Annotated in this window: 2 protein-coding genes; both read right to left on the bottom strand. The window is 70.7% G+C overall.

Annotation, left to right across the window (positions count from 1 at the left end; genetic code table 11):
* A partial coding sequence (locus AB0L74_RS34760) for a beta-ketoacyl synthase N-terminal-like domain-containing protein (protein WP_365661603.1) occupies positions 1 to 1,112 on the bottom strand: 1,112 nt, incomplete at its 3' end.
* A 73-nt stretch (positions 1,113 to 1,185) separates the two neighbouring features.
* Positions 1,186 to 2,383 (bottom strand): beta-ketoacyl reductase (locus AB0L74_RS34755; RefSeq protein ID WP_365661600.1); only part of this gene is annotated, 1,198 nt, incomplete at its 5' end.

Here is a 2,383-nt window from a genome sequence, read left to right as displayed (position 1 = left end):
AGCGGCCGGCCCCCGGCACGCTCCTGCCCATAAGTGGCCAGCAGCGCCTGCGCCTCGATCGGATCACCCAGCCGGGTACCGGTCCCATGCGCCTCGACCACATCGACATCACTCGCCGCCAGCCGCGCGTCCGCCAGCGCCCGACGGATCACACGCTGCTGCGCCGGCCCGCTGGGGGCGGTGAGACCGTTGCTGGCACCGTCCTGGTTCACCGCACTGCCCCGCACCACCGCCAGCACCCGATGCCCACGGGCCCTGGCCACCGACAGTCGCTCCAGCAGGAGCACGGCTACGCCCTCGCCCCAAGCCATGCCGTCCGCCGCGGACGCGAACGCCTTGATCCTGCCGTCCGGGGCCATGGCCCGCTGGCGGCTGAACTCGATGAACGCGCCCGGTGTCGCGAGGACGGCGACGCCGCCCGCGAGGGCCATGTCGCACTCGTCGTTCCGCAGGGCCTGCACCGCCAGGTGCAGCGCCACCAGCGACGACGAACACGCCGTGTCCACCGTCACCGCGGGACCCTGCAACCCCAGGGTGTAAGCGATGCGCCCGGAGGCCACGGCGGAGGCGTTGCCGGTCACCACGTAGCCCTCGGTGCCTTCCGGGGCGATCCGGATGTCCGGCGCGTAGTCCTGGTAGCCGCAGCCCACATACACGCCCACATCGGTGCCGCGCACGGACGTCGGATCGATACCGGCCCGCTCGAAGACCTCCCAGGAGGCCTCCAGGAGCTGCCGCTGCTGGGGGTCCATCGCCAGCGCCTCACGCGGCGAGATCCCGAAGAAGCCCGCGTCGAACCCGGCGGCGTCGTCGAGAAAAGACCCGTTGCGGACGTAGGTCGTGCCCTCCCTGCCCAACTCGGGGTCGTAGAGGGAGGCGATGTCCCAGCCGCGCTCCTCGGGTATCTCCGAGACGATGTCCTTCTCGGCGGCGACGGCTTCCCAGAGGTCCTCGGGGGACTTGATCCCGCCGGCGAACCGACAGCTCATGCCGACGATCGCCATGGGTTCCTGCCGTCGCCCCGCCTGCCGACGACTCTCCTTGCGAAGTCTGTCGTTCTCCTTGAGCGAGGCACGCAGAGCCTCTACCAACTGGTCGTTGGAATTCGTCATCCGGCTGTGGTCTTCCGCTAGTCGATGATGTGGCCGATTCGGGCATGTCCGATCGGGCGGATCGGGGCGGCCGTCAGGACTGAGAGGTCCCGAGCGCCATACGGACCAAGGCGTCACTGTCCAGGTCGTCGATCGACGGCGTCGGCTCCGCTTCGTCGCCGATCCCGCCTTCACCGGATACATCCGGCGCGTCTCCATCCGGCGTCGGCCGGGGACCGAGACCGGTGAGCCGCAGGATCACGTCGAGGATGCCCGCGTCGCGCAACCGGTCCAGCGGAAGGGCGGCAAGCGCGTGACGTACCTGTCCCTCCCAGTCGGAGGGCGCTGGTTCGGCTGCCCCCGCCACATACTCCCGGTGGAGGTGGGCTGCGAGTTCGGCGGGCGTCGGATAGTCGTAGACGAGGGTGGCGGGCAGCTTTGCCCCCACCGCCGTGGACAGGCGGTTGCGCAGCTGTACGGCGATGAGCGAGTCGAAGCCGAGCTCCGTGAAGGAACGGTTCTCCCCAACCCGGTCCGCGGCGGTATGGCCGAGCACGGCCGCCGTGTGCGTGCGTACCAGGTCCAGAAGGCCGCGCTCGCGCTCGCCCGCCGGGAGCGCGGCGAGCGCCGCCAGGGCGGGCGGCTGCCCGGAACGTACCGACGCATCGCCTCCCGGTGGTACGGTGCCGGCCGCATCGTCGGGTGCGGCGAGCGCCTTCCGTGCTTCCGGGATGTCCTTGAGCAGGCTGCTGGGGCGGGAGACGGTGAACGCGGACGTGAACTTCGCCCAGTCCACGTCGGCCACGGCGACGAACGTCTCGTCGTGTTCCAGCGCCCTCTCCAGTTCCCTCAGGGCCCTGTCGACGTCCATCGGACGGATACCACGCCGCTGCCAGTACATGGCGTCGGCCGCCTCGCCCATCCCGTCTCCGGCCCACAGTCCCCAGGCAACCGAGGTAGCGGGCTCGCCGCGGGCCCTGCGGTGGGCCGCGAGGGCATCGAGGTAGGCGTTGGCCGCCGCGTAGCCGCCCTGGCTGCCGCTGCCCCACACTCCGGCGTTGGAGGAGTAGAGGACGAAGGCGTCCAAGGGCTTGTCACGCAGCAGGTCGTCGAGAACCCGTGCACCATCGACCTTCGCAGCCAGCGTTCGTACGAGGTCGTCGGGTCCCATGGCCTCCAGGGGCACGCCGCCCGGGGCACCGGCGGCGTGTATGACGGTGGTGAGGGGGGCGTCCTCGGGTATGTCCGCGAGGATACGGTGCACCGCCTCCCGGTCGGTGACATCACATGCC

It is taken from the genome of Streptomyces sp. NPDC052020, from assembly GCF_040680575.1.
Lineage (GTDB): Bacteria > Actinomycetota > Actinomycetes > Streptomycetales > Streptomycetaceae > Streptomyces.
The sequence above is the reverse complement of the archived record's forward strand: the minus strand, read 5'-3'. Positions and strand labels throughout refer to the sequence as shown.